The sequence below is a fragment of the Streptacidiphilus sp. MAP12-16 genome, assembly GCF_041262165.1.
Lineage (GTDB): Bacteria > Actinomycetota > Actinomycetes > Streptomycetales > Streptomycetaceae > Streptacidiphilus.
This window is the reverse complement of the sequence record NZ_JBGCBY010000004.1, coordinates 174,512-199,872: the sequence shown is the minus strand read 5'-3', so window position 1 is coordinate 199,872 and position 25,361 is coordinate 174,512. Positions and strand designations below refer to the sequence as shown.

Annotated in this window: 20 protein-coding genes; 13 read left to right on the top strand and 7 right to left on the bottom strand. The window is 69.7% G+C overall.

The features are described from left to right. Positions 1 to 7: 7 nt before the first annotated feature. The 9 genes from ABIA33_RS06615 to ABIA33_RS06575 all read left to right on the top strand — a co-directional run bounded on the left by ABIA33_RS06615 (position 8) and on the right by ABIA33_RS06575 (position 8,045). Positions 8 to 367, top strand: a complete 360-nt coding sequence (locus tag ABIA33_RS06615) for a hypothetical protein (RefSeq protein ID WP_370078090.1) — start codon at positions 8 to 10, stop codon at positions 365 to 367. Between the two features lie 476 nt (positions 368 to 843). Next, complete coding sequence (locus tag ABIA33_RS06610) at positions 844 to 2,139, top strand: ISAs1 family transposase (protein WP_370078088.1); 1,296 nt, start codon at positions 844 to 846, stop codon at positions 2,137 to 2,139. A gap of 70 nt (positions 2,140 to 2,209) precedes the next feature. Continuing rightward, the gene (locus ABIA33_RS06605) at positions 2,210 to 2,380 is read left to right on the top strand and encodes a hypothetical protein (RefSeq protein ID WP_370078086.1); all 171 of its coding nucleotides are present in this window, start codon (positions 2,210 to 2,212) and stop codon (positions 2,378 to 2,380) included. A gap of 53 nt (positions 2,381 to 2,433) precedes the next feature. Continuing rightward, positions 2,434 to 3,660, top strand: a complete 1,227-nt coding sequence (locus ABIA33_RS06600) for an ATP-grasp domain-containing protein (RefSeq protein ID WP_370078084.1) — start codon at positions 2,434 to 2,436, stop codon at positions 3,658 to 3,660. A 121-nt stretch (positions 3,661 to 3,781) separates the two neighbouring features. Then, positions 3,782 to 4,321, top strand: a complete 540-nt coding sequence (locus tag ABIA33_RS06595; RefSeq protein ID WP_370078082.1) for a class I SAM-dependent methyltransferase — start codon at positions 3,782 to 3,784, stop codon at positions 4,319 to 4,321. 253 nt (positions 4,322 to 4,574) lie between these two features. Continuing rightward, positions 4,575 to 4,826: a Txe/YoeB family addiction module toxin gene (locus ABIA33_RS06590; protein ID WP_370078080.1), complete on the top strand. Its 252-nt coding sequence runs from the start codon at positions 4,575 to 4,577 to the stop codon at positions 4,824 to 4,826. Positions 4,827 to 5,599: 773 nt separating this feature from the next. Continuing rightward, positions 5,600 to 6,841, top strand: coding sequence for a hypothetical protein (locus tag ABIA33_RS06585; RefSeq protein WP_370078078.1), 1,242 nt, complete (start codon positions 5,600 to 5,602; stop codon positions 6,839 to 6,841). A 671-nt stretch (positions 6,842 to 7,512) separates the two neighbouring features. Then, positions 7,513 to 7,785 carry a type II toxin-antitoxin system Phd/YefM family antitoxin gene (locus tag ABIA33_RS06580; protein WP_370078076.1) on the top strand — a complete coding sequence of 91 codons (273 nt, stop codon included), beginning with the start codon at positions 7,513 to 7,515 and terminating at the stop codon, positions 7,783 to 7,785. Further along, complete coding sequence (locus tag ABIA33_RS06575) at positions 7,782 to 8,045, top strand: Txe/YoeB family addiction module toxin (RefSeq protein ID WP_370078074.1); 264 nt, start codon at positions 7,782 to 7,784, stop codon at positions 8,043 to 8,045. The genes ABIA33_RS06580 and ABIA33_RS06575 overlap by 4 nt, the downstream gene beginning before the upstream one ends. Positions 8,046 to 9,422: 1,377 nt before the next feature. Here the strand turns inward: ABIA33_RS06575 and ABIA33_RS06570 are convergent. From ABIA33_RS06570 to ABIA33_RS06560, 3 genes are all read right to left on the bottom strand, one after another. Then, positions 9,423 to 10,616, bottom strand: a complete 1,194-nt coding sequence (locus ABIA33_RS06570; protein WP_370078072.1) for an RNA polymerase sigma factor — start codon at positions 10,614 to 10,616, stop codon at positions 9,423 to 9,425. A gap of 10 nt (positions 10,617 to 10,626) precedes the next feature. Next, positions 10,627 to 10,995: a YciI family protein gene (locus ABIA33_RS06565; RefSeq protein WP_370078070.1), complete on the bottom strand. Its 369-nt coding sequence runs from the start codon at positions 10,993 to 10,995 to the stop codon at positions 10,627 to 10,629. A 328-nt stretch (positions 10,996 to 11,323) separates the two neighbouring features. Beyond that, a complete protein-coding gene (locus tag ABIA33_RS06560) occupies positions 11,324 to 12,460 on the bottom strand; it encodes a hypothetical protein (protein WP_370078068.1) in 1,137 nt (378 codons plus the stop codon). 276 nt (positions 12,461 to 12,736) lie between these two features. Between ABIA33_RS06560 and ABIA33_RS06555 the strand changes: the two genes are divergently transcribed. The 3 genes from ABIA33_RS06555 to ABIA33_RS06545 all read left to right on the top strand — a co-directional run bounded on the left by ABIA33_RS06555 (position 12,737) and on the right by ABIA33_RS06545 (position 18,876). Then, positions 12,737 to 13,138, top strand: a complete 402-nt coding sequence (locus ABIA33_RS06555; RefSeq protein WP_370078066.1) for a (deoxy)nucleoside triphosphate pyrophosphohydrolase — start codon at positions 12,737 to 12,739, stop codon at positions 13,136 to 13,138. A 117-nt stretch (positions 13,139 to 13,255) separates the two neighbouring features. Next, positions 13,256 to 16,009 carry a SpoIIE family protein phosphatase gene (locus tag ABIA33_RS06550; protein WP_370078064.1) on the top strand — a complete coding sequence of 918 codons (2,754 nt, stop codon included), beginning with the start codon at positions 13,256 to 13,258 and terminating at the stop codon, positions 16,007 to 16,009. Positions 16,010 to 16,209: 200 nt separating this feature from the next. Beyond that, positions 16,210 to 18,876, top strand: coding sequence for a SpoIIE family protein phosphatase (locus tag ABIA33_RS06545; RefSeq protein WP_370078062.1), 2,667 nt, complete (start codon positions 16,210 to 16,212; stop codon positions 18,874 to 18,876). Positions 18,877 to 18,945: 69 nt separating this feature from the next. Here the strand turns inward: ABIA33_RS06545 and ABIA33_RS06540 are convergent, their stop codons facing one another. The 4 genes from ABIA33_RS06540 to ABIA33_RS06525 are packed head-to-tail and all read right to left on the bottom strand — an operon-like array spanning position 18,946 to position 23,001. Continuing rightward, positions 18,946 to 19,710 (bottom strand): succinate dehydrogenase/fumarate reductase iron-sulfur subunit, encoded by a 765-nt coding sequence (locus ABIA33_RS06540; protein WP_370078060.1) that lies wholly within the window; start codon positions 19,708 to 19,710, stop codon positions 18,946 to 18,948. Beyond that, positions 19,707 to 21,692, bottom strand: coding sequence for a fumarate reductase/succinate dehydrogenase flavoprotein subunit (locus tag ABIA33_RS06535; protein ID WP_370078058.1), 1,986 nt, complete (start codon positions 21,690 to 21,692; stop codon positions 19,707 to 19,709). The genes ABIA33_RS06540 and ABIA33_RS06535 overlap by 4 nt, the downstream gene beginning before the upstream one ends. A 13-nt stretch (positions 21,693 to 21,705) precedes the next feature. Continuing rightward, positions 21,706 to 22,545 (bottom strand): hypothetical protein, encoded by an 840-nt coding sequence (locus ABIA33_RS06530; protein ID WP_370078056.1) that lies wholly within the window; start codon positions 22,543 to 22,545, stop codon positions 21,706 to 21,708. Between the two features lie 42 nt (positions 22,546 to 22,587). Next, positions 22,588 to 23,001, bottom strand: a complete 414-nt coding sequence (locus ABIA33_RS06525) for a hypothetical protein (protein ID WP_370078054.1) — start codon at positions 22,999 to 23,001, stop codon at positions 22,588 to 22,590. 296 nt (positions 23,002 to 23,297) lie between these two features. Between ABIA33_RS06525 and ABIA33_RS06520 the strand changes: the two genes are divergently transcribed. Continuing rightward, the gene (locus ABIA33_RS06520; protein ID WP_370078052.1) at positions 23,298 to 25,157 is read left to right on the top strand and encodes an ABC transporter family substrate-binding protein; all 1,860 of its coding nucleotides are present in this window, start codon (positions 23,298 to 23,300) and stop codon (positions 25,155 to 25,157) included. The last annotated feature ends 204 nt before the right edge of the window (positions 25,158 to 25,361 follow it).

The following is a 25,361-nucleotide window of genomic DNA, read 5'->3' as shown; positions in this document are numbered from 1 at the left end:
GCTCGATATGACACTAGATGAATCGCATCGAGCCCGCGCTGATGCGCTTCGATCGGTGGTAGGCATCAGGGGTGATCTTAGAACTGCATGCGCTGATTTGGCGGCTTTCGGTTGGGATTCAAGTCACGAGCTGATTGAACTCACCAGATCGGACGCAATTCGAGTCCTGGAGGCAGTCCTGAGCGGTGAACTGCGGCCGGAAGAATGGAGGCTATGGGCCGAGACGCTGGAAGGTCGCGACGACCTCGCATTCGAGGGCGGACATGCTGATCTTCTCAAGGAGTTTCTGCTCGAGTCGGCAACACCAGAGATATTCGATCCGCTGACAGCAGAGGTTGCAACGCACTGGCTCTCGCAGCTCGGATAGGGAACGTTCGTTCCCATGGGATCTGGGTACAGTTCAGAGGCTCTCTCGGAGTGATCCGAGAGGGCCTCAGTCGTTGCGTAGGCATGGATTGGGCCTGCGAGAATGACTAAGGGCACCGGACACGTACTCTGTACTGGCCGGGACGACGCCGATCTTGGTGCACAACACCAATGGCTGCGATCCGCTGCAGACCTATGCTGATTCACAGCGTGAGGTTTACGGTACGAAGTTCGCGTCTGAATACACGTCGCCATCAGGTGCCAAGTACTACAGCACGAACCGGCACGGAACTGCGGGCGCGATATCCGACACGCCCGAACTTAAACGGCGATCGAAGATGCGGGTCACCCAGGGCCCCGGAGAAGTAGGGGAATGTCGCGTTTAACCTGGTCGCGGAAGGCGAGTGCCCCGACGTGAGGCGAGCACGGTCCCGTGGATCATGGAGTTCTCTACGCTTCAAGATCCGCAAGGCTGCCGTGCTCGTTGCCCCATCATCGCTCATGTCCCCGACGCCGGACGTCGCGCCCTTCCTCGCGTCGGCCGTGTTGCCGCTCCGCGCGACGTCGGCAGTTCCGGAAGGCCTGCTCGACCACCTAGTCCGGGTGCCTGACCCGCGGGATCCGCGCGGGGTGCGCTACCGATTGGCGACGCTGCTGGCGATCGGGGTGTGCGCGATGAGCGCGGCAGGCCACAACTCCCTTGCTGCGATGGCGGAGTGGGGGCGCCGCTGCGGCCAGGAGGAGCTGCGGCGGCTCGGGTGCCCCTTCGACCCGTTCACCGGCCGCCACCGCGTCCCGGACGAGCGCACCCTGCGCGACGCCTACGGCAAGGTCGACCCAGGCGAACTCGCCGCGGCCGGCTTCGCCGGCCTGGCCGCGCTTACCCGCCCCGAACCCGCTCGGCTCACCCCGGACGGCGTACCGGAGCGCGAACAGCGCCGCGCCCACCGCACCGCTACCGCCAGCCCGTTACCCAAGCCGCGTCGGACCGCCGTGGCCGTGGACGGCAAGTGCCTGCGCGGCGCCAAGCGCCCCGACGGCAGCCAGATCTTCATCCTGTCCGCCCTGCGCCACAGCGACGCCGTCACCCTCGCGGCCCGCGAGATAGGCGCCAAGACCAACGAGATTCCCGAGTTCGCCCCGCAACTGGACCAGGTCGACGATGCCGACCCGGCAGGCGCGGTCGTCACGGTGGACGCCCTCCACGCCCAACGCGCCCACGCCACCTACCTGGTGAACCAGCGCGGCGCCCACTACCTGCTCACCGTCAAGAACAACCAGCCGACCCCGGCCCGCCAACTCCAGCGGCTGCCCTGGAAGGACGTGCCCGTCCTGGACCGCTCCACCAGTCGCGGCCACGGCCGCGAAGAGGTCCGCGAGGTCCAGGTCGCCTCCGTGGACGGCCTGCTCTTCCCCCATGCCAAGCAGGTCGTCCGGATCCGCCGCAGGCGCCGCCGCCTCGGCACGAGGAAATGGACCAGCGAGACGCTCTTCGCCGTCACCGACCTCGCCGCCCACCAGGCCAGCGCCCAGGAAATCGCGACCTGGGCCCGCGGCCACTGGACCATCGAGAACAGCGTCCACTGGATCAGAGACGTGACGTTCGGCGAGGACGCCAGCCAGGTCCGCACCCGCAACACCCCCACCGTGATGGCGGTCCTGCGCGACATCGTCCGAGGCACCCTCCGACTCGCCGGCTACGACAACACCGCCAGCGTGCGACGTGCCCACACAGCGCCAGCCCAGGCCCTCAGACTCCAGGGCATCCCATGATCAAATCGGACATTCCCCTACTTCTCCGGGGCCCTGGCTATTGCCCTGACGTAAGAACATGGAGCAGGCAATGGCTGCTGTTGACAACGCCAGGAACTTTGTGCGTAAGGGCGTTGTGGCGGTTGTTGCTGCAGCTATCGGCGTCGGTCTGGCGATCGCAGCGACCAGCGCGGCCGACCGGCCGGCGACCACCCATCAGGCCGACGTGGGCTGGAACTCCGCCACCCAGCCGCAGGCCTGACGGCATTCTCCGCGCTGCAGACAGCAACTCCGGCCGCAGATAAAGGATCTGACATGGAAATACCCAACCCGGTCCTGCATATTGGCTGGGATCCGCGGCCCATCGGTGCGCTGCACCGGGCCGGCGCAGAAGTGACCTGCATCGTGCCGGCCAAGGACGCGCCGGCTGTTCGCGCGGCAGGCGCCGCTGCCATCGTGGTGGCGGATCCGGGCAGCGTCGAGGACATCCTCGGTGGTCTGGCCCGAAGCGCCCTCAGCCCTTCGGATTTCGGCGCGATTTGCAGCGCCAACGAGTTCTACCTCGTACAGGCGGCCGCTGTCGCCGAGGTCGGCGGGGCGCTCGGCGCCGGATCGCTGCCCACCTTGGCCATGCGGGACAAGTTCGTCCAGAAGGACATGCTGCGCCGGGCGGGTGTACGGACCGCGGGCCACACACTGGTCGAGAGCTTGGAGCGACTGGACGTCACGACGGTCGGCTTTCCCCAGGTGCTCAAGCCGCTGCATGGCGCGGGGGCCCTACACACGGTGGTTGTGCGCGACGAGGAAGGGCTCCGGCAGGCAATCGAGGCGGCCCGTCAGGTCTGTGACGGCCCTTGGCTGCTGGAGGAGTACGTCCCCGGCCAGGAGTATTTCATCGACGGCGTCGTCCGCGGCGGCGAGGTGCTCGCCTTCTCGCTCTCCCGGTACTTCCAGAACATGATCGAGTGTCATGGAGGCGGCGTTGTTGCCTATCAGACGCTGCCAGAGCACGAAGCCCCCGCCCTATACACGGAATCCCGCGCGCTGACTGAGGCCGCGTTCAAAGCGCTTCAGTTCCAGGATGGCGTCTTCCACCTGGAGGTCTTCTGGGACGGGGTCGAGGCGGTGTTCGGCGAGTGCGCGGCCCGCGTCGGCGGCGGGCGTGCGGACCGGGTATTCGAGCTCACCTTCGAGGTGAACCTGCACGACGAGTGGGCGCTGGCGGCGCTGGGCCTGCCGTCAGGCATCCAGGACGAGCCGCTGCGGTCGACTGAGTCGTACGGCGGTCTCAACCTGCAGTGCCAGCAGGGCCTGGTGGTCTCGGTCCCGACCACGGAGGAGACCCTGGCGCTGCCGGGCGTAGTCGAGGTCGACATCTATGTGGCCCCGGGCGGCGTCACGCCGGACTTCCACTCGGCCAGCCACATGCGCGCGGGCCAAGCCGTCCTCAGTGGTGCGGATACACAGGAGGTCGCCGAACGGATCGCCGGTCTGAGCACCTGGTTCCAGGACAGCGTCGAGATCGTTCCCGCCGTCGGTTGATCCAGAGGAGCGCATCCGTGGAGGACTACCTCAGCAGCACTATCAGGGCGTACGACCAGAACCCTGCACGTTACGAAGCGGCGACCCAAGGGATGACCCAGCAGCCGAACTGGACGCCTTCATGGCCCTCGTCGCCGACCCGTCCGGACGCGTGTTGGACGTGGGCTGCGCATTCGGGCGGGACACCGCACTGCTGGCCGAGCGGGGCCTGCGGGCCGAGGGTGTCGACCTGTCGGCTGGCTTCGTCGAGCGCGCCCGCCAGCTCCACCCCACTCTCACCTTTGGTCGGATGGACGCCCGCAAGCTGGAGTTCCCCGACCGGACCTTCGCTGGTGTCTGGTGCCAGGCCACACTGCTCCACCTCAGGGATGGGGATGTCGCCACTGCGTTCGCCGAGTTCTTCCGCGTTCTCGCTCCCGGGGGTGGTCTCTTCGTCAGCTTCAAGGAAGGTATAGGCGAGGAGCAGATTGTTGAGCGGTTCAGCAGCGACAGCGCCCGCTTCTACAGTTACCAGACGGTCCCGCAGGTCGCCGCGATGCTTCGGGAAGCAGGCTTCGAGGTGGCGTCGGTGGAGCGCTCGAACGAGTTCGAGCGCTTCGGTCCCGGCTACCGGGACTTGACCTGGATCCACGCCTATGCGACCAAGGCCGAGGTTGTTTGATGGTCCACCGCGTTGACGCGTGACCACGCTACCGGAGAGGAGGACCGTACCGATGGCCTGGCAGCGTGCCCAGATTCTCCTGGCCCCAGTGGCGCGGTGGCTGCTGACGCTCCTGCTGGGGGCGACGGACCTGCTGCTCAAGTGTCTCGTGGGCAGCGGACGTTCATAGCCGATGCGCGGGGCAACGAAGTTCAGCGGCGGGGAGGTATCTGGAGGCTCGGTAGGTGATGACGCTTCGTGTCCGTAGGGCTGGTTGCCGGGACCGGGTGGGTGGGAGGACTTCCTCTTCTGGCTCGGCGCGGACAGGAAGAAGGCCAAGAGGGTCACGCGCCTGATCGGGGAGATCCGGCGGGATCCGTTCACGGGCGCGGGTAAGCCTGAACCGCTCAAGGGGGATCTGTCCGGCTACTGGTCGCGCCGAATCGACGATGAACACCGGCTCGTCTATCGGACTGACGACAAGGAAGTGAAGATCCTCAAGGCTCGCTACCACTACAGCGACTGAAGTCGGCGCTGCGGCCGTCGACGGTGCTGGATCCGTGCTGGATATTTCGGCCGAATCCGACGTTTCCGCAGGTGACTGCGCTGCACGGGGCATTCCGCTTCAACGTCTAGTGCCCGCCATGGCACGGGTGGTGACAATTCACCAAATCTGCAGGTGAGAGGTAGTTTGCGCATATGCCAACCTGCCCCGTTTCACCACCCGTGCTGGATATGTGCTGGATAAAATGACGCCCCGTCAGCGGTTTCGTCCCACGTCATCACTCCTCTTCATCACTACGGTGCTGGATATGTGCTGGATATCGGCGATCTTGAAGCCGCCACCGAGACCCGATCTGACTGCCGATCAGGGCCGCGAGGCGCGCCGGATCGGGGGTGCGAAAGACGCTCTGGTTTCTGCGTAGGTTCGCATCCCCGGCGGGGCGCTCTGTGCATCCATCCACGCCGGGGCGGATCCTGGGTTGCGGATCCTTCGCTCCGTTGGGATGGCATGATCGGCCTGCATGGCCTGAGGTTTTTGGGTGCCATGACCGAGGAGAGGTGATGACGATGCCCATTACTGCGCATCGGGCGGCCCACGCCAGGTCCCGCTCATTGACCCGGAGACCGACAAGCTGATCAACCGGGGTGCGCACTCTCTCGGATGGTCTGGCCAGGCATAGGAAGCAGCCCGGCTACCGCGCCCCGGCGTCTCCGCGCCATCGTGAAGGAGCCGGGGCGCGACGTGCGCGTCCCGCACCGCCCCGCATCGGACAGCCACTGAAGGAGCAGCCGACCATGGACGGCGACCTCGAGATGATCTACGACGGCGACGGCCTGGCTGTCTTCGGGAACTCCACGGCCGTCGAACGCTTCCTCGTCTCCGAAGGGCTGCCGTCGAAGGACCTCGAACTGCACCGGCTCGGCCCCGCCCTCGGCAAGGCTGCCGGAGTCGCGCAGACAGGCTCCGAGATCGCCGCCAACTCCGGTCGCTGGGTGAAGCTGACCAAGGAGTCCGCGCAGCTCGTCGACCAGTACGGCCTGAGGCAGAGCTCCCAGACCGGTCTCAGTACGGGTGTGGTCAAGGGAAAGCACGGCCAGATCAGAGGGTTCGTCCAGTTCGCGCGTAATCCCAGATCGTTCCTGACCAACCCTGCGCTCCTGGCCGGCGCCGCGGGGATCATGGCGCAGCTGGCGATGCGGCAGGCAATGGACGAGATCACCGACTATCTCGCCGTGATCGACGAGAAGATCGGCGACGTGATCCGCGCCCAGAACGACCTCGCGCTGGCGGCGATGATCGGAGTGGACCTCGTGATCGAGGAGGCCATGACCATCCGTGCGGAAGTGGGCCGGGTCTCCGAGGTGACGTGGTCGAAGGTGCAGACCGCACCGATCACCATCGCGGCCACCCAGGGATACGCCCTACGGCGGCTCGACGCACTCGCCGAGAAGGTCGAGAGCAAGTCCACGATCGGCGATCTCGCCACGGCGTCTAAGGAGGCCCAGGCCAAGGCCCGGGAGTGGCTCGCAGTCCTGGCCCGTTGCTTCCAACTCCAGGACGCCGTAGCCGTGATCGAACTCGATCGGGTACTGGACGCGGCTCCGGACGAACTGGACCGGCATCGGCTCGGCCTTCGGACGGCCCGACAGAACCGGCTGGAACTCATATCCAGGAGCACCGAGGGCCTCCTGGCCCGCATGCACGGGGCCGCCGGCGTGGCCAACGAGAAGGTGTTGTTCCACCCGACGGCGTCCCACGAGGTCGTGCATGCGCGCAACCACGTCGAGGCCTCCGTCGTCGACTTCCACGGGCGGCTCGGGATCGAGAGTGGTCGGCAGTCCTTGGAAGCCAGGCGATGGATGGACGCGGCCACGGAGGCGAAGGACAAGGCGCTCGAGATCGGAGCGGCGCAGGTCGATGCCGCCCAGCGCATCGGCAACGAGACCTTCGACCGGGCCAGAGCGGCGACAGGTAAGCTCTCCGACGAGATCACTGGCTGGGCGCTGCGTCTGCGCGGGAACGACGACGAGGACTGAGCGAGCGACGGCCCGGTGTGGTACTCCGCGCATGAGCACCTCGAACACCATGCGCCTTCCGACTGGCCCACCGAGCGCCACCGCCACTGGCCTGGAACCAGCAACCCCCACCTGCTGATGAAAGGGCAGACCGCGATGCGCACCCACCACCCCTGCGTCACCACCTCAAGCCTGAAGGACGCCTTCGCCGCAGTCGGCTTGACGATGCAGCAGGTCCACAGGAAGCGCATGGCGGTGCGTCGCTGATGCCGAACCGGCGCATCAGGTGTAGGCGGCCAGTAAGTTTCGCGGGCCCCGTAGAGGATCCGGACATCACCGCAGCCCACCCCGAACGCACCACTGGTGGTGCTAGCGGCCACGGACTTCTTGCCATGGGCCTGTGGCGGGCTGCGACAGGAGACGGCGAGTGACGGCATGCACCGTGGACAAGATCACGGAAGATGGGCGCAGACACCCCGAACCGACTGGCCAGCAGCCCGGCGCCACTGAAGTCCACAGGCCACAGCTGCTCAGCGCTGGTTGTGGTTCGTGTGCTTGAGTCCCATGGCATGCGGGGGAGCGGGCATGTTGCAGGGCGCAATCCAAGGCTGACTGGTGGTACGACATTTGGGTACGGGAGTGGTACCGTAGAGAGGTGCCAGTGGGGAAGTGCAACATAGGAGGTGGCGGGCATGACAATCAGTGCCAGCGAGGCCCGTTCTCGGCTGTTCCCCCTCATACAGCAGGTCAATGACGACCATGCGCCGGTGCGGATTGCATCCAAGGCGGGCGACGTCGTACTCATGTCTGCCGAGGATTTCGATTCGTGGCAGGAGACGATCTATCTCCTGCGTTCGCCGGCCAATGCCCGGCGCCTCATGGAGGCCGTCGCCCGCGACAAGGCGGGGTACACAGTCGTCGCCAAGACGATGGCTGAGTTGGAAGCCCTGGCCGGTGACGTGTGAGCAGTGTCCATTTCGACCCGGGTGCGTGGGAGGACTTCCTCTTCTGGCTCGGCGCGGACAGGAAGAAGGCCAAGAGGGTCACGCGCCTGATCGGGGAGATCCAGCGGGATCCGTTCACGGGCGCGGGCAAGCCTGAACCGCTCAAGGGGGATTTGTCCGGCTACTGGTCGCGCCGAATCGACGATGAACACCGGCTCGTATATCGGGCTGACGACAAGGAAGTGAAGATCCTCAAGGCTCGCTACCACTACAGCGACTGAAGTCGGCGCTGCGGCCGTCGACGGTGCTGGATATTTCGGCCGAATCCGACGTTTCCGCAGGTGACTGCGCTGCACGGGGCATTCCGCTGCGACGTCTAGTGCCCGCCATAGCGACGTCGCCGGAGTGCTGATCGTGCCCTCATCGTTGTACGGGGTGGCCGAAAGGTAGCCGCCTCCCTTGGTCTGGGCACAGTGGTGTTGAGGACTATGCCCGTGATCGCCGAGTTCGGCTGGCTGGTATCTGTGTTGAAGCCCAAGGGCAGCGCGATCGCCTCGTTCGCGAGCATCGGCCCATCGAGGACGAGGAGGTTGAGAAGTCGCCGGGCAACCTCTCAACCGTATGGGATTTTCCCGAGCCGAGCCCCGGGCTGCGGGTGCCTCGGGACTACACCTACGTCCGAGTCCGGGCACGGCGGCCCACCGCTCCCTTGGCGGCCGTGCGGAGCGGGCATGGCGCGCCCTTGGTCTTCCACGATCGCACCGGTACCAGGGCCATGGAACCGACGGAGCTCCGCGACTTCACCGTCTGGCTTCACCGTAGGAACCGGACATAGTCCTTTCCAGGCCTGAACGGCTCCGCACTCAGAATCCGTCGGCCCTGTGGAACGGACCGCACGGCCTGTTGACTATTCCGGGCAGCGGTGGAGGGTCCCGGCGGCCATGGCGCTGTCGCGTTGCACGGGCCCGGCTGGATGTGCGCCGTCGCGCCCCCCACGTGCGCCTTCAAGACCGATCGCACACGGTACGCCAGAACAGGGAATCGACAGACCGACGCGGCCTTGGAAAGGTGAATCGAGACCTCCGCGACACGCACGTGTCCGCCGGTCTGGCCTGCGGCTCGCCGGTCCCCCCACACAAAGGTGACAGCCTTGCCCATATCCATGCCCGCGGTGATCCCGCTCTTCACCCGGTTCGGTCCAACCTCGCCGAAGGACGGCTCCACTCCCATTGGTGCCCCGCCGCTCGCACCTACGTACGGCTACGGCATCTGCCGCAACTGGAATCTCTGCGGGTGCCAGGGATACCGCGGCAACGGCGTGCAGACCTGCCAGTCCTGCGGTCACGGGTTCGGAGCCCACTTCTGACGTACTGATACCCGGCAGGCTCCAGGATCCCCTGATGGCCCCTCTGTCAGGGTTCTGGACCGGGTCATCAACCGCCAGGTCCAATCGCGGCAGCGAGCCTGAGTGCTCGCCCGCTGACGTCCCCCAGCGCGAGGTGGCCTGGACCGCAACGGCTGCGGCCAGGCTCACCTCGCTTGCCGTGCTGTTGCTGCTGTGGCGAGGACGGTCAGGGCCAGGCAGAGGGCATGGCGGCCCTTCCCCTGAACCCGAACGGCCCCGCCTTCGAGGATGCGGCGGGGCCGCGGCCCGATGGTCATCGCGAGGCCCTGCGCAGCAGGTACTCCCGCTCCGGCAGGCTCAACGTGAGCCTCGCGGCGCGCCGGTAGTGCTCGCGGGCCTGCTCGTGCTCACCGGCCAGGTCGAGCAGGTGCCCGCGCACCGCGTCCAGCCGGTAGTGGCCGGCGACCCGCTTGTCGCCGTCGAGCGTGGCGAGCAGGGCCAGCCCCTCGACCGGGCCGTGCACCATCGCGGTCGCGATCGCGCGGTTCAGGGTGACCATCGGGTTCGGCGCGGTCCGATCCAGGATCTTGTAGAGGACCAGTACCTCGGCCCAGTCCGTCTCCTCGGTGGACGGCGCCTCGTCGTGGATCGCGGCGATGGTGGCCTGCAACAGGTACGGCCCGGCCGGCGCCTTGGGCAGAGTGCCGGAGACCAGCGCGACGCCCTCCTCGATCCGGGCGCGGTCCCAGAGGCTGCGGTCCTGCTCGGCGAGCGGCACCAGCACGCCGTCAGCGCTGCGTGTCGCCCGCCGGGCATCGGTGAGCAGCATCAGCGCGAGCAGACCGGCGACCTCGCCGTCGTCCGGCAGCAGCCGGTGCACCTCGCGGGCGAGGCGGATCGCCTCCGCGGCCAGTTCGACCCGTTGCAGCTCGGGCCCGGAGGTGGCGGTGTAGCCCTCGTTGAAGATCAGATACAGCACCTGTAGCACCGCCGGGAGCCGCTCGGGGCCGTCCGGGAAGCCCGTGCCCTTGATCGTCTGCTTCGCCCGGCTGATCCGCTGCGCCATGGTGGCCTCCGGCACCAGGAACGCGTGCGCGATCTGGTGGGTGGTGAGGCCGCCGACCGCCCGGAGCGTCAGCGCCACCTGCGAGGGCGCCGACAGCTTCGGGTGGCAGCACAGGAACAGCAGGCGCAGCGTGTCGTCGAGGTGCCGGGACGGGTCGTCGTCCGGCAGCGGCTCCATGCTGACGGTCAGTTCGCGCTCCCGGCGGGCTGCCTCGCTGCGCCAGTGGTCGGTCAGCCTGCGGCCGGCAACCGTGACCAGCCAGCCTGCGGGCCTGCTCGGCACGCCCTGCTCCGGCCACTGGACCGACGCTGCGAGCAGCGCCTCCTGAACCGCGTCCTCGCAGGCTTCGAACTGCCCGTGGCTGCGGACGAGCGTGCCGAGGACCTGCGGCGCCAGGGCGCGCAGCAGGTCCTCGATCTCACCGCTGATCTCACCGCTCACGGACGACCGCTCACAGATCGGCGCCGTAGGAGAACATCACCGGGCGGATCTCGATCGACAGGCCCTTGACCCGGGTGTCCGGGATGAGCTTGGCGATCTCGATCGCGCGCTCCTTGTTCTCGCAGTCGATCAGGTAGAAACCGCCCATGTGTTCCTTGGCCTCGATGAACGGCCCGTCGGTGACGGCGGGCGTGCCGCCGGTGCCGGTGACGACGGTCGAGTTCGCCGGGTCGGCGAGCGCCTGGGTGAGGATGAATTCCCCCGAGTCCTGGACGGTCTTCATGAACTCGCCGTGGCCGTCCATGACGAGCTTCCGCTCGTCCTCCGAGAGGGCGTCCAGAATCTCCGGGTTGACCTGCATGATCAGGAGGTACTTCATGTCCTTGCTCCTTGCGTCGGGTTCCGCCCCGGGGCGGCTCGACAGGGAGTCGGAGCCGTCCGGCGCCTTTCGACATCCCCTGGTGAGCAAATCTAGAAGATCACTGAAAAGGGTGCGCGCCCGATGAGCGCCACGAATGTTCCGCCTCGATGTCCGGGATGAAGCCCGGCCGCAGGAACGAAGCTCAGGGTCCGCTCCGAGTACGCCCACGGAGGGATGCAGGGGAATGGGCCGGAGGGCCGCTCGGGCCGGAGGTGCGACGGGTGAGCTGTCGTCAGTGCTCTGCCGGGGAACCGGCAGGGCCCTGACGACTGTTCGCGGGCGGTGGTTACAGCTCCGCGCCGTAGGACTGGTAGGGCCGGCCCTCGGCCGCGGCGAGTTTCATGCCGGAGCCCCGCTGGAACGGCGAGATGCCGCCCTGGCTCCACGGGCCCACCGAGCCCGCGCTGACCGCCAGTTGGTCCTTGTCGGGGAGGCCCAGGTCGCGTCGCGCCTGGGTGACGGGCAGCTCCGCCAGGCTGAACCAGTCGACGCCGAGGAGGTCGACGCCCGCCCTCGCGCCACGGCGCATCGCATCGCCGAGCCGCAGCGCCACGCCCTCCCCGGACAGGTGCCCGGCGTCGGCTTCGAACAGGCCCGCAGCGCGCTGCAGTTGCCCGGTCTCGAACAGCCCGAGCACCATGGCCAGCAGCGAGAAGCCGCGCGGATCGGGGATGCCCCGCCCGATCAGGCCGAAGACCTCGAGTTCCGACTCCAGTGTCGTGCCGTAGTCGGCCAGCACATGGACCCAGTCGTGCTGGGCGAGATACGGCGGCGCGCTGCCCGGCAACCCGGGGTGGACAAACCCCCGGGCCCGGTAGAAGCGATGGACGCCCAGCCCGAGCGAGCCCTCCGGGCAGTGGGCCAGATCGGCCCAGCGGGCGGCCAGCGCGGGGTCGTCCACCACCTGCTGCCACGGCTCGGTGAGCGCCACCTTGGCGTGCAGCTGCGCGGAGCGGGCGCTGTCCCAGTCCGCGGTGTAGCCGTTGCGCTCGAAGTCGGTGAGGGCCAGTCCCAGCGAGCCCTCGGCGTAGTGCTTGGCCACCTCGCGCATGTCGTCGTCCACGCCCAGCGCGGCCGCGTACTCGCCCACGGCCTCGTACACGTCCGCCGGCGGCGGCGCGAGGACCAGCTCGCCGAGCAGGATCAGCTGCAGGATCCTGGTCCGGAAGATCTCGTTGCGCCGCGCCAGGGCTCGGGCCAATCCCTCGGCGCCGAGCGGCTCGATCCCGTCGGGGTCGACCTCGAAGCCGGTCATCGACCGGGAGATCGCGCGCATCAGCAGCTTCTGAAGCTCGGTCAGGCCGGTGGAACCTGACAGCGCGCCCTTCCAGCCGCGCATGATCACTACTGTCTCGGCGTGGTCCGGCGGCCGCAGGTCGACCTGGTCGGGTCCGGGCATGGGCACGGGCCTGGGTAGGGGCATTGCTGGCTCCTGTCCGCGAGCGGTCCTCGATGGCTCCATTCCCGCAGATCCGCACCGGCGTCGTCCAGTTGTCCGCGCACAGCTCAATCCCTCAGCTGAGTCCCTCAGCGCAATCCGGCAGCGCAATCCCGCAGCGCGGTCATCCGAACGAAACGCGGCACGTACACCGCCCTTCACATGCGCTGCCTAGCGTGGGGCGAGCCGGGCCCGCCTCAAACCCCCACGGAGGCGGGCCCGGCCCGGCCCGCGGGCCGTCTCGGCATAGGCTCGGCTGCTGTGACGGTGAGTGGCGAGAAGCGGATCGTGGTCGGTGGGGCCCTGCTGCACCACGGGCGGGTGCTGGCCGCGCGGCGCAGCGCCCCCGCAGAGGTGGCGGGCCGCTGGGAGTTCCCCGGCGGCAAGGCCGAGCCCGGGGAGACCCCGCCCGAGGCGCTGGTACGGGAGTTGCGCGAGGAACTGGGCGTCGAGGCGCGGGCGCTGGAACGGGTGCCCGGGGCCTGGCCGGTGCGCGCGGATCTCGAACTCCACATCTGGACGGCCGAGCTGGTCTCCGGCACGCCCGCGCCGCTGCAGGACCACTCGGAACTGCGCTGGCTGGCCGCCGCGGAGCTGCACACCGTCGACTGGCTCGACCAGGACCGCTTCGCGCTGCCACGGGTAGCTCTTCTGCTCTCCTAGCTCTTCTGCTCTGCGCAACTTGACCCGCACGGCGGGGTAGCCCAATGTTTAAGGGGGTATGTCAGTATTTGGTCGCCTCCGAGCGGCGACCCGCGACCCGACCCGGACGGGGAGTACGTGACGCAGCCACGCCGCAGGCCGAGCATCGCAGCCGCCCGCGCACGCCTGCGCCGCCGTGCTGTCTCCCGCCGGACCGCGGACCCCGCCCCACCCCGCTCCATCGAGAACCCGGTCGAGGACCCCGCCGAGAACCCCGCCGAGGCTCCGGTCGTACCCGGCACCTTGCTGCGCGGCCGTAGGCCGGAACCCTTCCCCACCGGCGAGCCGGACGACTTCGCCCAGGGGGATTCGCTCCCTGGCAGTCTCCTGGACGTGGTCCGGGTCGCCATCGCCATGCTGGACACCTCGGGACGGGTCGTGCTGTGGAGCCCTGCCGCCGAGGAACTGCTCGGCTGGCCCAGTGAGACCCTGGTCGGCCGCGGCCTGGAAGCCCTCGTCGGCGACGACCCCGAACTGCTCAAGCGCGGGCAGGAGGTGATCGCCCTGGTCCTCCGCGAGGGCGGCTGGCGCGGCCCCGTCGTGATGCGCGACCGCGAGGACGCCAGGATCGTGCTCGACGCGCGGGTGTCGCTGCTGGTCGACGGCGACGGCGTGCCCTACCTGCTGCTGCGGCTCGCCGACGCCAACAAGCTCAGCGCGGTCGAACACGACCTCGCCGTCCAGGACGCCCTGTTCGAGCAGTCACCGCTGGGCATCGCCGTCTTTGACCGCCAGCTGCGCTACGTCCGGCTCAACGAGACGCTCGCCCGGATGAACGGCCTCGCCGTGGCAGACCACCTCGGCCTAACGGTCGGCGAGACCCTGCCCGAGCAGGCCGCCGACGAGGTCAGCACGATCCAGCGGCAGGTGCTCGCCTCGGGAGAACCGGTCGTCGACCTGACCGTGACCGGACCCAATCCGCGCAAGCCGGGGTTCCGCTCCATCTCCTACTCCCGACTGCACGACCGCGCCGGACGGATCCTCGGCGTCACCGGCATGATCATGGACGTGACGGACCGCTACCGGGCCGTCGCCAAGGTCGAAAACGCCCGGCAGCGCCTCGCCCTGCTCAACGAGCTCGGCACCCGCATCGGGGACCTCCTGGACGCCGGTCGGATCGCCCAGGAGCTCGCCGTCGCGCTGGTGCCCGCGCTCGCCGACTTCGCCGGGGTGGTGCTGCTGCAGGCCGTCGCGGACGGCGACGACCTGCCGCGCCACCCGCACACCCGGCTGACTCCGCTCGTCATGACCGGCACCGCAGCGGCCCATCCGGGGCCTGCCGCCGACGCCCTGCTCACCCCCGGCGCGCCGATCACCATGAACGAGGGCTCGCTGTTCGCCCGGGTGCTGCGCAGCGGCTTCGCGGAGCAGGTGGAGTCCCCCGACGTGCTGGAGGAGACCACCGCCCCCGGCGATCCCCGGCTCCGGGCCGCCTACGAGCTGGGCGTGCACTCCATGCTGGTGGTGCCGCTGCGGGCGCGGGGCATCGTGCTCGGCCTGATGGTGCTGAGCCGGGCCGGGCGGCGGGAGGGCTTCGACCGGGACGATCTGGCCTTCGCGGGGGAGCTCGCGGACCGGGCCGGGGCGTCCGTCGACAACGCGCGCCTGTACGCCCGCGAGCGCGCCGCGGCGCTGATGCTGCAGCGCAGCCTGCTGCCGCAGAGCGTGCCGAAGCTGGCGGGCGTCGAGATCGGCTACCGCTACGTTCCGGGCAGCAGCGGCACGGAGGTCGGCGGCGACTGGTTCGACGTGATCCCGTTGCCGGAGGACCGGGTGGCGCTCGTGGTCGGCGATGTGATGGGCCACGGCCTGCGCGCCGCGGCGACCATGGGCCGGCTGCGCACCGCCGTGCGCACCCTGGCCGGGCTCGACCTGCCCCCTGCCGTCCTGCTGCAGCACGTCCACGACCTGGCCGACGACCTGGCGCAGGGCCCGGACGAGGCGCTCATCGCGACCTGTGTCTACGCCGTGTACGACCCCAGGACGCGCCGGCTCGTGCTGGCCAAGGCCGGGCACACCCCGCCGCTGCTGATCGTCCCGGGCGAGCCTGCGCGGATCCTGGACCTGCCCTCCGGTGCGCCGCTCGGGGTGGGCGGGGTGGCGTTCGAGTCGGTGGAGCTGACCGTGTCCGAGGGCACCCTGCTGGTCCTCTACACCGACGGCCTGGTCGAGTCGCGCACGGAGGACATCGACGTGGGAACCCGGCGCCTGTCCGCCGTGCTCGAACAGCCGTACGCCTCAGTGGAGGAGGCGTGCGAGCGGGTGATCGGCACCCTGGAGCGCGGCCAGGAGCCCGACGACGTGGCACTGCTGCTGGCGCGCCTCGGCAGCACGGGTCCGGCCGACTCCCGGGCGGATTCCGCGCCGACCCTGGCCTGGACGCTGGCTGCCGAACCCACCGCAGCCTCCCGGGCCCGGCGGCTGGTGCGGGCCACGCTCACCGAGTGGGACCTGCTGTCTCTGCTCGACACGGCAGAACTGCTGGTCAGCGAGCTGGTCACGAACTCCGTCCGCTATGCGTCGGCGCCGATCGGGCTGCGGCTGACCAAGGGACCGAGCCTGCTGGTGGAGGTGTCCGATCCGTTGCCGGACCCGCCGCTGGAGCGGACCTCGGCGGGGACCGACGAGGGCGGCCGGGGGCTGCAACTCGTGCACAGGCTGGCGGACAGCTGGGGCACCCGGGCCGACGGGGCCGGCAAGGTCGTCTGGTTCAAACAGGCGCTCCCCGGTGAGCCTCCCGACCGGCCTGCTGACGAACCTCCGGACGAACCTACCGCCGGTAGGCCGGTGGATCGCCCGCCGACCCTCCCGTTCACCCCGCCCGAGGCGTAGGGTTCCGTTTCCGACGCGTGCGTGACCACGGGGGGGAGGAGGCGGCGCAGAAGCACGGCCAGGGGTTCCGGTGAGACGGATATGGCAATTCCTTACCTCGATTTGATGTTGTGTACTCCTGGGACGTGTGCCGCCGCACCGGCATGATGAATACTCGGACAAGCGACATCCAGGTGCCGATGGCTGGAGGAGTCGGGCAGTTGAGCGAGATGCCGACACGCGGGGCGTCTCTGGGCAGCGGGGCGGGCCCAGGGCCCTCCCGGCATGACCGGGAGCAGCCGCCGCGCCCCGAGCCGGCCGGCGAGTCCACCTTTCCCCACCCAGCAGGCGAGGTCAGACTGCCCGCACACGAGGCGGTCCGCGAAGCCGTCCACACCGCCGTCCGCGAAGCGGTCCACGACCCCGAGTCGGTGGAGCACTGGGGCCACGGCGAGCCGGGCTCCATCTACGACTACATACGGGTCGCCGCCTTCTCCATCGGCCCCGACGGCCTGATCAGCCAGTGGAGTGACCGCGCCGCCGAGTTCTTCGGCATCCCGGCCGAGGAGGCCGTCGGCTACGACCCGGTGACCACCTTCGCCCCCCGCGAGCTGTGGCGGCGCGGGCGGGAGCGCATGGCCGAAATCCTGGCCGGCCAGGAATGGGTCGGCACCGCCCCCTACCGCGACAGCGACGGCCAGGAGAGCGTCGCCGAGCTCTACCTGATGCCCGCCAGGGGCGAGGACGGCCGCAGCGGCGTCGTCTGCATGGCCGTGGACCTGCGCAAGCTCCGCCGGATCGAGACCGACCTGGCCGCCTCCGAGGCGGTCTTCGGCCAGGCCCCCACCGGCTTCGTGCTGTTCGACCAGGACTTCACCGTCCAGCGGGTCAACGAGAGCTTCGCCGACGGCCTCGGCGCGGTCCCCGCCGACCTGACCGGCCTGACCATCCAGGACCTGCTGCCGCGTCCCGAGGCGGACCGGCTGCACCAGGCCCTGCACTCGGTCATGGAGACCGGCGAACCCGTCGTCGACCTGCGCTTCAACGGCAGCGTCCCGTCCAGGCCCGGCCGCCGCCGCTGGTCCATCTCGCTCTACCGCCTGCTCAGCGCGAACAACCGCCCGATGGGAGTGGCGGGGCAGGTGGTCGATGTAACGGGCCGTCAGCGCGCGGAACGCGAGGCGGCAAGCGCCCGCCGCAGCCTCGCCCTGCTCAACGAGGCCGGGGCGCACATCGGCTCCACCCTGGACCTGGAGACCACCGCCAGGGAGCTCCTCGACGTCACCGTCCCTGGCTTCTGCGACGTCGCCGCCGTCGACCTGTACCAGGGCGTCCTGGCCGCGGACACCGACCCGGGGCTCGGACTTCAGCTCGGCCGGGCGGACGGGGCAGGCGAGTTGCGCCGCGTCGCCTCCGCGAGCACCGTCTCCCACATCGCCGTGGTGCACCCGCTGCCGGAACACCAGGGCCCCCGCGCCGAGATCGGCGGCACCTTCTGCTACCCGCCCCGCTCCCCGTACGCGAAGGCCCTGCGCACCGGACGCAGCGTCACCCTGAACGGTCCGGCCAACCCCGACCCCGACCCGATGATCCAGAGCACGGTGATCGTGCCCATGGTCGCCCGGGACACGGTCCTCGGGCTGGTCCAGCTCTCCCGCGCCAAGGGCAGCGAGCCCTTCGACGCCCGGGACGTGGCCATCGCCACCGAGCTGGTCGCGCGCGCCGCCGTCTGCATCGACAACGCCCGGCTCTACCGCCGGGAGCACGAGCGGGCGTTGATCCTCCAGCGCAGCCTGCTGCCTCCCGGCAGCCCGGCCGCATCGGGCCTGGAGATCGCCTGCCGCTACCGCCCCGGCAGCAGCGGCACCGAAGTCGGTGGCGACTGGTTCGACGTGATCCAGCTACCCGGCAACCGCACCGCCCTGGTCATCGGCGACGTCATGGGACGCGGCCTGCGCGCCGCCGTCGCCATGGGCCAACTCCGCACCGCCGTCCGCACTCTGGCCATGCTCGACCTCGACCCCGCCGAGGTGTTGACGGCTCTCGACGAGATCGCGCGTGGGCTGGGCGACGGCAACGACCCGGAGCCCGACGACTCCGACCGGGTCGAGCTCTACCTGGCCACCTGCGTCTACGCCGTCTACGACGCGGTCACCCGCCGCTGCACCTTCGCCAACGCGGGCCACCTCCCGCCGGTCCTGGTCAACCCGGGCGAAGAGGCGCTGATGCTGGACGTCCCGCCCGGCCTGCCGCTGGGCGTCGGCGGCGAGCCCTTCGAGGAGGTCACCGTCGAGATCCCGGACGGCGCCCTGCTCGGCCTCTACACCGACGGCCTGGTCGAGTCCCGCAAGCACCAGTTGGAGGAGGGCCTCTCCGCCCTCAGGGCCACCCTCTCCGGGCCCTCGCGCCCGCTGGAGAACCTCTGCGACCACCTGCTCACCGCACTCGACCCGCATCACGGCGAGGACGACATCGCGCTGCTGATGGCGCGGGTGCACGCGCTGCCGGAGGACTCGGTCGGCGACTGGACGCTCCCCTCGGAGCCGACGTCGGTGGCCCGTGCCCGCGAACTCGCGTGCGCCTGGCTGCTGTCACGGGGTCTCGACGACCTGATCGACACCACCGAACTGCTCGTCAGCGAGCTGGCGACGAACGCCCTGCGGCACGGCCGCGGTGACATCCGGCTGCGACTGCTCCGGGACACGGTGCTGGTCTGCGAGGTGTGGGACAACGGCTACGCCCAGCCGCGACAGCGCCGCGCCAGGGACACCGACGAGGGCGGGCGCGGACTGCAGCTGGTCAGCCTACTGGCGGACCGCTGGGGCAGCCGCCGTACGCCCACCGGCAAGACGGTGTGGTTCGAGCTGGGACTCCCGGTCGGGCGCTGAACGGAATCGGGCGGTGTGGGGCGCTCCGCCCCACACCGCCCTCCCATCATCGGGGCACAGCGTCCCCCGCTACTTCCTGCGCCCGATCTTCGATCCGAGCCAGACCAGCGGGTCGTACTTGCGGTCCACCGCCCGCTCCTTGAGCGGAATCAGGGCATTGTCCGTGATCTTGATGTGCTCGGGGCAGACCTCGGTGCAGCACTTGGTGATGTTGCACATGCCGAGGCCGTGTTCCTCCTGCGCGGTGCGCTTGCGGTCCAGGCCGCTGTCCTCCGCCGCATCCAGGGGGTGCATGTCCAACTCGGCCACGCGCATCAGGAAGCGCGGGCCGGAGAAGGCGGACTTGTTCTCCTCGTGGTCGCGGACCACATGGCAGGTGTTCTGGCAGAGGAAGCACTCGATGCACTTCCGGAACTCCTGCGAGCGGTTCACGTCCTCCTGCTGCATCCGGTACTCGCCGGGCTTGAGGCCCTGCGGCGGGATGAAGGAGGGGACCTCGCGGGCCTTGGTGTAGTTGAACGACACGTCGGTGACCAGGTCGCGCAGCACCGGGAAGGTGCGCATGGGGGTGATGGTGACCGGCTCGTCCGCCGGGAGGGTGGACATCCGGGTCATGCACATCAGCCGCGGCCGGCCGTTGATCTCGGCGCTGCAGGAGCCGCACTTGCCGGCCTTGCAGTTCCAGCGGACGGCCAGGTCCGGAGCCTGGGTGGCCTGCAGGCGGTGCACGATGTCGAGGACCACCTCGCCCTCGTTGACCTCGACCTGGTACGGCTCCAGCGTGCCGCCCGAGGAATCGCCGCGCCACACGCGGAAGTTGGCCTGATAGCTCACTGGTCGGCTCCCGTCGGGGCATCGGTGGAGAGGTCGCGCTGGTTGGGGACGTCCGAGTCCGGAGCGGTGAGCTCGGCCTCGGTGAGGTACTTCTTCAGCTCGTCCGTCCCGAACAGGGCGAGCAGGTCGGGGCGGATCGGCGGATTGTCCTTGTGCTGGAGGCTGATCTGGGCCTCGGCGGAGGGCTTGTCGGCCAGCGAGCAGATCAGGTTGACGCGCCGCCAGGCGCTGTCCATCTCGGGGTGGTCCTCGCGGGTGTGGCCGCCCCGGCTCTCGGTCCGCTCCAGTGCGGCGCGGGCGACGCACTCCGAGACCAGCAGCATGTTCCGCAGGTCCAGGGCCAGGTGCCAGCCGGGGTTGAACTGCCGGTGGCCCTCGACCACGGCCCGTTCGGCCCGCTCGCGCAGCGCCGCCAGGCGGTGCAGCGCCTCGGCCATCTCGCCCTCGCGGCGGATGATGCCGACGAGGTCGTTCATGGTCTGCTGGAGCTCCTGGTGCAGGGTGTACGGGTTCTCCACCGGTCCCGGCTCGGATCCCTCCTCGGATCCTCCGGCCGCGCCGCCCTCGAACGGCGTCAGCGCCTCCGCCGCGGCGGCGGTGATCTGCTCCTGGTCCAGCTGCGGTCGCTCCGCCAGCGCGGCGGCGTAGAGGGACGCGTGCAGGCCGGCACGGCGGCCAAAGACCAGCAGGTCGGAGAGGGAGTTGCCGCCGAGGCGGTTGGAGCCGTGCATGCCGCCGGCCACCTCGCCGGCCGCGTAGAGGCCGGGGACGGAGGCGGCGGCGGTGTCCGGGTCGACCTCGACCCCGCCCATCACGTAGTGGCAGGTCGGACCGACCTCCATCGGCTCGGCGGTGATGTCGACGTCCGCCAGCTCCTTGAACTGGTGGTGCATGGAGGGCAGTCGGCGGCGGATCTCCTCGGCGGGCAGGCGCGTGGACACGTCCAGGTAGACCCCGCCGTGCGGGGTGCCGCGTCCGGCCTTGACCTCGGAGTTGATGGCGCGGGCCACCTCGTCGCGGGGCAGCAGCTCGGGCGGGCGGCGGTTGTTGGCCTGGTCGGCGTACCAGCGGTCGCCCTCGGCCTCGGTCTCGGCGTACTTCTCCCGGAACACGTCCGGGATGTAGTCGAACATGAAGCGCTTGCCCTCGCTGTTGCGCAGCACCCCGCCGTCGCCCCGGACGGACTCGGTGACCAGGATGCCCTTCACCGAGGGCGGCCAGACCATGCCGGTCGGGTGGAACTGCACGAACTCCATGTTGAGCAGGTTCGCCCCGGCGAGCAGGGCGAGGGCGTGGCCGTCGCCGGTGTACTCCCAGGAGTTGGACGTGACCTTGAAGGACTTGCCGATGCCGCCGGTGGCCAGGATCACGGCCGGGGCCTCGATGGTGAAGAAGCGGCCCGACTCGCGCTGGTAGCCGAAGACCCCGCTGACCCGCTCGCCGGCCTTGAGCACCCTGGTGACGGTGTACTCCTGGAAGACCCTGATCCGGGCCTCGTAGTCGTCGTACTCCTTGAAGTCCTCCTGCTGGAGGCTGACCACCTTCTGCTGCAGGGTGCGGATCAGCTCCAGGCCGGTGCGGTCGCCTACGTGGGCGAGACGCGGGTACTCGTGCCCGCCGAAGTTGCGCTGCGAGATCCGGCCGTCCTTGGTGCGGTCGAACAGCGCGCCCCAGGTCTCCAGCTCCCAGACCCGGTCGGGGGCCTCCTGGGCGTGCAGTTCGGCCATCCGCCAGTGGTTGAGGAACTTGCCGCCGCGCATGGTGTCGCGGAAGTGCGTCTGCCAGTTGTCGTCGGAGTTGACGTTGCCCATGCTGGCGGCGATGCCGCCCTCGGCCATCACGGTGTGGGCCTTGCCGAACAGCGACTTGCAGATGATCGCCGTGCGCATTCCCTGCTCGCGGGCCTCGATCGCGGCCCGCAGCCCGGCGCCTCCGGCGCCGACAACGACCACGTCGTACGAGTGGCGCTCCACCTCGGTCATGCAACTGTCCTAACTAGAAGAAGCTGGGGTCGGTGAAGGCACCGCTGGCAAGCAGGTAGACGTACAGGTCGGCGACGCCGACGCTGATCAACGACGCCCAGGCGAGCTGCATGTGACGGGCGTTCAGCTTCCCCACGAAGTTCCACATGCGGTAGCGGACGGGGTGCTTGGAGAAGTGCCTCAGCCGGCCGCCGACGATGTGCCTGCAGGAGTGACAGGAGATGGTGTACGCCCAGATCAGGACGATGTTGACGAGGAGCACCAGGGTGCCGAGCCCGGCGTGGCCCCACTGCCCGGCGGGGTTGCGGAAGCCCAGCACCGCGTCGTAGCTGAGGATGCCCGCCACGACGATGGCGAAGTAGAAGAAGTACCGGTGGATGTTCTGCAGGATCAGCGGGAAGCGGGTCTCGCCGCTGTACTTCGCGTGCGGTTCGGCGACGGCGCAGGCCGGGGGCGAGGACCAGAACGCCCGGTAGTAGGCCTTGCGGTAGTAGTAGCAGGTCATCCGGAAACCGAGCGGGAAGATCAGCACGATCAGCGCCGGCGAGAGCTGCCACCAGCTGCCGAACAGCGCCCAGTCGGCCCCGCCGCGCATGGTCGGGCAGTTGGCGGCCAGGCAGGGCGAGTAGAACGGCGAGACGTACGGGGCGGCGTAGGAGGTGTGCAGGCCCCAGAAGGCACGCCAGGTCGAGTAGGCGATGAAGGCCAGCAGGCCCAGTGCCGTGGCGAGTTGCGGCACCCACCAGCGGTCGGTGCGGAGGTGGCGGCCGGGAATGGTGGCACGCCCGGGGGAGTGGATCCCCCCGGCGGACGGTGCTGCGGGGATCTCCGGGGGCCGGATCTCGGTGGTCACGCTCGCTGCTTCCTTCTGCTGATGGCTGGTAACTGCTGGCGGCTAGCTGTGACGGCAGCCGATGCCTTCGTCGTCCGCGTCACGCCACATCGCCGGGTCGTACGGGGTGTCGGGAACCTCGACCATCGCCTGCGGGGCAGGGGCCGAGGCGGGGGCCTGACCGGCTCGGGATTCCTCGGCGGAGGCGGACAACAGGGCGAGGCTCTCCCGCAGGTGGACCAGGTCGGTGCGGACCCGGCGGACGTCGAGGCCGCCGCCCAGTCGGGCCTGGGTGGCGCGGAGGGCGCGATCGAGCTCGTCCAGGCAACGTCTGGCCTCGGCCAGCGGGCCGGGCCGGGGCTCGGCCGATGTCGGTGCCGATGTCTGGGCCGTTGTCTCGGCCGGAGTCTGGGCCGGCGTCTCTGCCTGGGGCTCGGCCGTGGCCGGGGCGGTGTCCGAGGGCATGGCGATGCTCACCTCCGCACGTGGTACTGATCAACAATTCTGATATGCCGTCAGGCAGTTGCGCGGAAGCGAGTGTGGCCCTGATCACAGGCCTCTGGGAAGACCTTGAACAGGATTGGCGGGATTTCCTGATCTGCGCGCGTGCGTGCGCGCCCTGTCCGCACTGCGACCGCTGCCCTGAACGGGTGACCCTTCGTATCCCCGTAGCCGTGTCGGACGGTTCCCGTTCGGCGTTTGCACTTCAGTGGAGGGGCGTTACGCCGTGAAAACCATGAGATGTGCCTATATGCGCATGCGCGGAGGTACCTGTGCCCTGCAGTCCCCTCGACAGCGAGACCGGGATGCCGATCCGCCGCTCCCGCCCCTACGGGACGTTCGGCCTCGTCGCCTGCGCCGCCCTCGGGGTGACCCTCGCCGCCTGCTCCGGCGGCGGTCCGACCCCGACGGCCGCGGACGTGGCCCACGTCGCCCGGTCCGGGCTGGTCCAGGGCGGAACCCTGCGCTGGGCCGTCGACGCCGCACCCACCACCTTCAACGTGTTCCAGACCGACGCGACCGAGGGCAGCACCCTGGTCACCGAAGCCGTGCTGCCGACCCTCTTCACCCTGGACGAGCATGCCGTCGCCACCCCGGACGCGGACTACCTCACGGGTGTCCAGCAGACCTCGCAGCAGCCGCAGACCGTTGTCTACCACCTCAATCCCAAAGCGCTCTGGAGCGACGGCAGGCCGCTGTCCGCAGCCGACTTCTCGGCCCAGTGGAAGGCGCTCAGCGGTCGTGACTCGGCGTACTGGACGGCCCGAACCGACGGCTACGACAGCATCGCCGACGTCCGCCAGGGATCGACGGCGCTCGACGTCCAGGTGACCTTCAGCAAGCCCTACGCGTCCTGGAAGCGACTCTTCTCGCCCCTCTACCCCGCCGCGGCGATGGGCGACGCCGGGGCGTTCAACGACGGCTCGCGGACCCGGCTGGCCGCCGACTCCGGTCCGTTCACCCTCAAGACCCTCAACGGCGGCACGGTCACCGTGGTCCGCAACCCGCACTGGTGGGGCACCCCGGCCAAGCTGGACGCGATCGCCTTCACCCCGGTCGCCCCCGCAGCCCGTACGGCCGCGCTGCGCGCGGGACAGCTCGACATCGCCGACCTCAGTACGGCGGTCGAGGACGGCGGCTCCGCCGCCCGGTCCCAGGCCGGGTCCGTCCCCGGGGTAACCCTGCACCGTGCCTCCGCGCCCGGCTACCTCCAGCTCACCTTCAACGGCGGCAGCGGCCCGCTCGCCGACCCCGACCTGCGCCGCGCGGTCGCCCAGGCCGTCGACCGGGTGCGGATCGCCGACGCCGTGCTCAAGCCGCTCGGACTGCCCGCGGTGCCGCTCGGCAACCACCTGGTGATGGCCGACCAGAACGGCTACCAGGACGACAGTTCCGCCCTGGCCGCGAGCGCCGACAACGCCACCCGGCACCTGGACGCCGCCGGCTGGCGGCTCGGGAAGGCACTGCCGGCCTCGACCGGCACAGCCGGAGTCGGCGGTGCGGGCGCCGCGGGCGCTGCCGCCGACGCCGCCCGGGCCAGCGGCAGCGCCGTGGGCGGCGCCAGCGGCTCGCCGGCCCCCGGTGCCGGCTCGGCCACCACCGTTCGGACCAAGGACGGTCGACCGCTCGGCCTGACCCTGCTCACCCGCGCGGGCTCCAGCCTGGACGCCCAGGTCGCCGACCTGCTCACAGCCCAGCTGGACCGGGTCGGGGTGCCTCTCCGCACCCGCGCGGTCCCCGGCGACTCCTACTTCGCCGACCACGTCAGCACCGGCGACTTCGATCTCGCCCTGTTCTCCTGGCCGGCCTCCCGCTACCCCGTCGCCGACGAGCGCCCGCTGTTCGCCAAGCCACAGGTCGGCCCGGACGGTTCGCTGATCAACGGTCAGAACCTGGCCGACACCGGCACCGACGAGGTGGACCGACTGCTGGCCGACGCGTCCACCGCGCTCAACCCCAAGGACGCGGCCCGGCTCATCTCCGAGGCGGACACCCGAATCTGGCAGGAGGCACCCTCACTTCCCCTCTTCCAGCAGCCCGAGCTGGTCGCGGTACGCGACGACGTCGGCAACGCGGGAGCCTTCGGCTTCGCCACCCCGCGCTTCCAGGACCTCGGTTTCACCCACGCCTGACCGGCCCGTCCGGCCCGGAACGGCCCGGATGTGACCCGGGTCGCACCGCCCGCGGCACCGGCGCGGGCGGCGCTGGTGCACGCCGCCCCGTACCATGGGGGTAAGCCGTGGCGTGTGGTGCCCGGCAGGTGGACCGGCGGCAGGTGGCGCGGATGACTCGGGAGAGTCGGCGGACCGAGGCGGCCCACTCCCAGAAGACGCCGA

Coding starts and splice junctions, on each gene's coding strand:
- ABIA33_RS06615 (WP_370078090.1), top strand. CDS start 8: ATGACACTAGATGAATCGCATCGAGCCCGCGCTGATGCGCTTCGATCG.
- ABIA33_RS06605 (WP_370078086.1), top strand. CDS start 2,210: ATGGCTGCTGTTGACAACGCCAGGAACTTTGTGCGTAAGGGCGTTGTG.
- ABIA33_RS06600 (WP_370078084.1), top strand. CDS start 2,434: ATGGAAATACCCAACCCGGTCCTGCATATTGGCTGGGATCCGCGGCCC.
- ABIA33_RS06595 (WP_370078082.1), top strand. CDS start 3,782: ATGGCCCTCGTCGCCGACCCGTCCGGACGCGTGTTGGACGTGGGCTGC.
- ABIA33_RS06585 (WP_370078078.1), top strand. CDS start 5,600: ATGGACGGCGACCTCGAGATGATCTACGACGGCGACGGCCTGGCTGTC.
- ABIA33_RS06580 (WP_370078076.1), top strand. CDS start 7,513: ATGACAATCAGTGCCAGCGAGGCCCGTTCTCGGCTGTTCCCCCTCATA.
- ABIA33_RS06565 (WP_370078070.1), bottom strand. CDS start 10,995: ATGAAGTACCTCCTGATCATGCAGGTCAACCCGGAGATTCTGGACGCC.
- ABIA33_RS06560 (WP_370078068.1), bottom strand. CDS start 12,460: ATGCCCCTACCCAGGCCCGTGCCCATGCCCGGACCCGACCAGGTCGAC.
- ABIA33_RS06535 (WP_370078058.1), bottom strand. CDS start 21,692: ATGACCGAGGTGGAGCGCCACTCGTACGACGTGGTCGTTGTCGGCGCC.